The organism is Variovorax sp. 20P10.2.4, assembly GCF_058244205.1.
Window position 1 is genome coordinate 1 of sequence record NZ_JBZAYE010000512.1, and the last position, 5,439, is coordinate 5,439.

At 71.0% G+C, this 5,439-nt stretch carries 6 protein-coding genes; 1 reads left to right on the forward strand and 5 read right to left on the reverse strand.

What is annotated here, in order from left to right:
- The 4 genes from AC27VN_RS31650 to AC27VN_RS31665 form a co-directional block, all read right to left on the reverse strand.
- The coding region (locus tag AC27VN_RS31650) for a DUF2242 domain-containing protein (RefSeq protein WP_490879119.1) at window positions 1-656 on the reverse strand (656 nt) is incomplete at its 3' end.
- Between the two features lie 112 nt (window positions 657-768).
- Window positions 769-1,398 carry a nucleoside/nucleotide kinase family protein gene (locus tag AC27VN_RS31655; RefSeq protein WP_296787376.1) on the reverse strand — a complete coding sequence of 210 codons (630 nt, stop codon included), beginning with the start codon at window positions 1,396-1,398 and terminating at the stop codon, window positions 769-771.
- Between the two features lie 107 nt (window positions 1,399-1,505).
- Window positions 1,506-2,042 (reverse strand): alpha-ketoglutarate-dependent dioxygenase AlkB family protein, encoded by a 537-nt coding sequence (locus tag AC27VN_RS31660; RefSeq protein WP_490879120.1) that lies wholly within the window; start codon window positions 2,040-2,042, stop codon window positions 1,506-1,508.
- A 58-nt stretch (window positions 2,043-2,100) separates the two neighbouring features.
- On the reverse strand, window positions 2,101-3,375 hold the full coding sequence (locus AC27VN_RS31665; protein WP_490879121.1) for a Glu/Leu/Phe/Val family dehydrogenase: 1,275 nt from the start codon (window positions 3,373-3,375) through the stop codon (window positions 2,101-2,103).
- Between the two features lie 289 nt (window positions 3,376-3,664).
- Here AC27VN_RS31665 and AC27VN_RS31670 point away from each other — a divergent pair, with 289 nt between their 5' ends.
- Window positions 3,665-4,135 (forward strand): hypothetical protein, encoded by a 471-nt coding sequence (locus AC27VN_RS31670; RefSeq protein ID WP_490879122.1) that lies wholly within the window; start codon window positions 3,665-3,667, stop codon window positions 4,133-4,135.
- Between the two features lie 28 nt (window positions 4,136-4,163).
- On the opposite strand, the gene AC27VN_RS31675 is transcribed toward AC27VN_RS31670, so the two are convergent.
- Window positions 4,164-5,439 (reverse strand): L-glutamate gamma-semialdehyde dehydrogenase (locus AC27VN_RS31675; RefSeq protein ID WP_490879123.1); only part of this gene is annotated, 1,276 nt, incomplete at its 5' end.

The window sequence follows — 5,439 nt, forward strand, 5'->3', positions numbered from 1 at the left end:
GAGGTCGGCACCGGGAAGGTGGTGGCCGGGGCCGGGGACGGGGTGGCGGCGGGTGCCGGCGGCGCGGGCTCGGGCAGGTCCTCGGGCTCTTCCGCGCCCGGCTCCTGCCCTTCGAGGAAACGGTCGAGCAGCGCGAAGAAGCGGTCGTAGAAGCGCTCGTCGGTCAGCGTCTGGCTCGCCACCTTGACCATCGCGTCGTCGCTGCCCGTCAGCGGCAGCGACAGCGAGCCGAAGGCGCCCACGCCCAGGCTCGCCGAGTTGTTGACCTTCTTGAGGCCGTAGCGGTCCTGCAGCGCGGTCGCGAAGGCCACCGTGCTCTTCGGCCTGGCGCCCTTGCCGCCCCGGCCGCCCTCGGCCGCGCAGACCACGCGGAACTCGACCTCCACGTGCACCTCGGCGGCCGGCTGGAAGCTCTTGCGGCCGGTCACCAGATCGGCATTGGCGGCCGTGACCATGTAGCCCTGGCTCAGCAGCGCGCGGCGCGCGGCCTCGCAGGTCTGGGCCTCGGTGGCCTCGTAGCTGCGCGTGTGGGTGGTGGTGGAGTCGAACTCCTCGGTGTCGTAGGCGACGCGGCGCGCGCTGCTGCCGCAGCCCGCGAGCACCAGTGCCGACAGCAGCACCGGCAGGAGGACGAAGAAGCGGGAGCGAAGGGGCATCGGAGGCAGGGTCGGCATGGCGTGGCGGATGCTAACCGGCGGACGGCCGGCCTGCCTTCGAGCGCGATGAGGGCCGCGCGTTCCCTCGGCGATCCCCCGGATCAGGCGCCGGTCAGGAAAGCACGACGACGTGGTGCGCCCGTGCGCGCGTGGCCGCGATCAGCCGCGCGTTCGGCGCATCGGTCTGCGCCACCCACGCGCGCGCCGCCTCGGCGCTGCGGCCGAACTGCTCGTGCCGGCGCACCAGCCGCGCCTCGCGCAACGCGTCGTCGATGTCCACGTACCAGACCTCGTCGAGCAGCGCGGCCGCGCCGGCCCAGGGCCCGGTGTCGTGCAGCAGGTAGTTGCCCTCGGTGATGACGAGCTGCGTCTCGGGCAGCACCGCGATCGCGCCCGCCACCGGCTCCTCGATCTCGCGCCGGAACTCGGGCGCATAGACGATGTCGCCACCGGGCCGTTGTTCGCGCAGCCGCTGCAGCAGCGCCACGTAGCCGGCGCTGTCGAAGGTGTCGGGCGCGCCCTTGCGGTCGGCGCGGCCGAGCCGGCGCAGCTCGACGTTGGCGAGATGGAAGCCGTCCATCGGCACCACCTGCGCGCGCTCGGCGCCGAGCGCGTCGCGCAGCAGCGCCGCGAGCGTGGACTTGCCGGCGCCGGGGGCGCCGACCAGGCCGAGCAGCTTGCGCTGGCCGCCGGCAAGGAGTTTCTGGATGCGCGCGTTCTCGACGGAGCCAAGTGTGTTCACGAAAAGAGCCTCGGGGAGATGCCATTCAGGCAGGATGTCTCGGTGGTTTCGCCACCCCGCCAACGATAGCGCACCGCCCGTCGCACGCCGACGGACGCCCGGCAAATTCAGGCCGAATTCGTCGGACGATGGATGGATCTGAAAGTGAGACTGATCCGCTCGCCAACGACTTGTGCCTTGGGGATTGCGTGCAACCAGTCCCGCTGGACGGCGTCCGACATGTACAGCAGCGATCCGTGCGGTAGCGGGAAGTCGTGCCGGATGCCGCTGTCGGCCTTGCTGCGGTAGACGATCGAACGCTCGCTGCCCACCGACACGATGGCCACGCCCGTGCCCGGGGAAAGAACCTCGGTGTCGTCGGAGTGGAAGCCCATCGACGAAGCGCCGTCGGGATAGTGGTTCAGCAGGCAGTTGTTCGGACGGAACCCCAGCCTCGCCTCGATCCGCTCGCAGAGATCGTCGAGCACGGACGGCATCGGCACCGCCTCGTAGCTGATCTGCGAATAGTCGTACGGCACGCCGAAGCTGGCCGTCTTGCGCGCCTTCATGCGCTCGTCCCACGTCACCGCGGCCTGGAGCCACCCGAGCAGGGCATCGGGCGACGCGACGAACGCGGGGTCGAGGTAGATCGGCGGACGGTTCATGGGCCCGCAGGATACAGACGCCGAGGCCGGCAACGGCCTCGGGAACGACAGGCGTCGCTCAGGGGTACAGACCGCGCTCCTGCCGCGCCATCAGGATCCGCTCGCAAGCCACCGCGTAGGTCGCGGTGCGCAGCGTGATCTTGTGCTTGTCGGCCGTGTCCCAGATCTGGTTGAGTGCGTTCATCATGATGCGGTCGAGGCGCACGTTGATCTCGTCCTCGTCCCAGAAGAAGGACGAGAAGTCCTGCACCCATTCGAAGTAGCTGACGGTCACGCCGCCGGCATTGCAGATCACGTCGGGCACCACCAGCACGCCGCGCTCGGCGAGGATGTCGTCGGCCTGCGGCACGGTGGGGCCGTTGGCGCCTTCGAGCACCAGCTTGGCGGTGGTCTTCTTCGCGCGATCGGCCGTGAGCTGGCCTTCGAGCGCGGCGGGGATCAGGATGTCGCAGGCGACGCTCCAGAAGTCCTCGTTCGGCACGATGTCGCCGCCGGCCTTGAAGCCGACCACGCCGTCGGTGCGCGAGATCGGCACCAGCTGCGCGAGGTCGAGGCCCTTGTCGTTGACGATGGTGCCGGTGTGGTCCTGCACCGCGACGATCTTGGCGCCCGCTTCGGCGAACAGCTCGGCCGCGACCGAGCCCACGTTGCCGAAGCCCTGCACCGCGATGCGCGCGCCGCGCAGGTCGAGGCCGAGGCGGCGCGCGGCTTCGCGGCCGGTGACGAACACGCCGCGGCCGGTGGCCTTGACGCGACCCAGCGAGCCGCCCAGGTGCAGCGGCTTGCCGGTGACGACGCCGGTGGCGGTGCCGCCGACGTTCATCGAGTAGGTGTCCATCATCCACGCCATGATCTGGGCGTTGGTGTTGACGTCGGGCGCGGGGATGTCGGTGTGCGGGCCGATGATGATGCCGATCTCGCTGGTGTAGCGGCGCGTGACCTTCTCGAGCTCCTGCAGCGAGAGCTTCTTCGGGTCGACGCGGATGCCGCCCTTGGCGCCGCCGTACGGCAGGTTGACGGCGGCCGTCTTGATGGTCATCCAGGCCGACAGGGCCATCACTTCCTCGAGCGTGACGTCGGGGTGGAAGCGCACGCCGCCCTTGCCCGGGCCGCGGCTCATGTTGTGCTGCACGCGGTAGCCCTCGAAGTGGGCGATGGTGCCGTCGTCCATCTCGATCGGCACGTCGACGATCAGCGCGCGCTTGGGGCGCTTGAGGGTTTCGACCCAGCGCGCGAGCGGGCCCAGGTAGGGCACCACGCGATCGACCTGCGACAGGTACGTGCCCCAGGGGCTGTTGGCCGTCGGCGTGACAAAGGAGAGTTTTTCGCTCATGAGAGTCCCTTGGTTGGAATGATGGGCGAACGATAGTCCCGTCTCGCGCGCCGCGCCATGGCTTATGCATGCCGCGACAGGCGGTTATGCAAGAGTCGCTTGACGCCCCCGCGCGCGGTTTTTTTGCGGCGGCGCGGCAGATGACGAAATCGTCATCAACGGGTTATCGATCGCCGGTTTGCCCTCCCTAGAGTCGGTGGCAAGGAAAGACGAAGACCACGAGGCCCACCGGCCCCTTCGCTCCCACCGGGTTCAACCACCACGTCCCACCACTGAAAGGAACGACGACATGAAGACTTCGCAACACCGCACCGTCCGCACCACCCGCCTGCTGGGCACCGCCGCCTTCGCCGCGCTGCTGGCGGCCGCCGCCGCGCCGAGCTTCGCGGGCAACTACGCCGAGGGCGATCCGCGCCCCGCGTCGTTCAGCGCGTCGACGACGCGCGAAGCCGTGACGGCCGAAGCGCGCCAATGGCTCAAGACCGCGCCCACGCAGGGCTACACCGACGGCACGCCGCAGCAGCAGGTGGCCACGGTGTCGGCCAACAGCCGCGCCGCGGTGGCCGCCGACACGCGGCTGTGGATGCAGTCGGGCCTGGCCGCGAAGCAGTCGGGCGAAGCGGGTGCCGACCCGACCCGCGCGGGCTATCGCCAGGCGCAGGCCGAATACACGCGGCTGCGCGCCAGCCCGGCCTACGGCGCGCTGATCGAGCAGCTCGATCGCCAGGCCGCCGCGCACGGCCAGAGCACGGTGCGCTGAGGTCGCGCGGTGGCGTGGCGCGACGGCGCTACGCCACCGTGCTCAGCAGGGCCGCATTGCCGCCCGCGGCCGCCGTGTTGACCGTCACGGTCTGCTCGGCGCAGAAGCGCGGCAGGTAGTTCGGCCCGCCCGCCTTGGGCCCGGTGCCGCTGAGCCCTTCGCCGCCGAAGGGCTGCACGCCGACCACCGCGCCGATGATGTTGCGGTTGACGTAGACATTGCCCACGTGGGCACGCACGGCCAGCGCCTGGGCGCGCGAATCGATGCGCGTCTGGATGCCGAGCGTGAGGCCGTAGCCGAGCGCGTTGATGCGCTCGATCACCTCGGCCGGATCGCCCAGCGCGCCCGAGCCCCAGCGCACGATCTGCAGCACGGGGCCGAAGATCTCGCTGCGCACGTCCTCGATGGCACCCACTTCATAGGCCGCCGGCGCGATCAGGGTGGACGACGCGTCGTCCGCTGCTGCTGGCGCCAGCACGCGCTTCGCTTCGCGGTCCAGCCGCGCCAGGTGGCGGCGGATGTTGTCGGCCGCCTCGCGGTCGATCACCGGGCCGACGTCGGTCGCGAGCAGCGCGGGATCGCCGGCCGACAGCTCGGCCGCCGCGCCGCGGATCATCTCGATCACGCCATCGGCGATGCCCTCGTGCAGCACCAGGAGCCGCAGCGCCGAGCAGCGCTGGCCGGCCGAGCGGAAGGCGCTCTGCACGACGGCATCGGCCACCTGCTCGGGCAGCGCGCTCGAGTCGACCAGCATCGCGTTGATGCCGCCGGTCTCGGCGATCAGCGGAACGATCGGGCCGTCCTTGCCCGCCAGCGCGCGATGGATGATCTTCGCCACCTGCGTCGAGCCGGTGAATACCACGCCGGCCACGCCGGGCGCGGCCACCAGCGCGGCACCCACGGTCTCGCCGGGGCCGTGCAGCAGCTGCAGCACGTCGGCCGGGATGCCCGCGGCCTGCAGCAGCGCGACCGCCTCGCGCGCGATGGCCGGCGTCTGCTCGGCGGGCTTGGCCAGCACGGTGTTGCCGGTGGCGAGCGCGGCCGCGACCTGGCCCGTGAAGATGGCCAGCGGGAAGTTCCACGGGCTGATGCAGACCCAGGGCCCGCGCGCGGTGAGCCGCAGCTCGTTGCGCTCGCCGGTCGGGCCGGGCAGCAGCACGGGCTGCATCAGGCGCTCGGCCTCGTCGGCGTAGTAGCGCAGGAAGTCGATCGCCTCGCGCACCTCGGACACCGCGTCGCCCCAGGTCTTGAAGGCCTCCTTGACGAGCAGCGCGCACAGGCGCGGCAGTTGCGCCTGGAAGGCA

Excerpts from the sequence above, each read along its gene's own strand:
- AC27VN_RS31665 (WP_490879121.1), bottom strand. The coding sequence starts at position 3,375 with ATGAGCGAAAAACTCTCCTTTGTCACGCCGACGGCCAACAGCCCCTGG.
- AC27VN_RS31670 (WP_490879122.1), top strand. The coding sequence starts at position 3,665 with ATGAAGACTTCGCAACACCGCACCGTCCGCACCACCCGCCTGCTGGGC.
- AC27VN_RS31660 (WP_490879120.1), bottom strand. The coding sequence starts at position 2,042 with ATGAACCGTCCGCCGATCTACCTCGACCCCGCGTTCGTCGCGTCGCCC.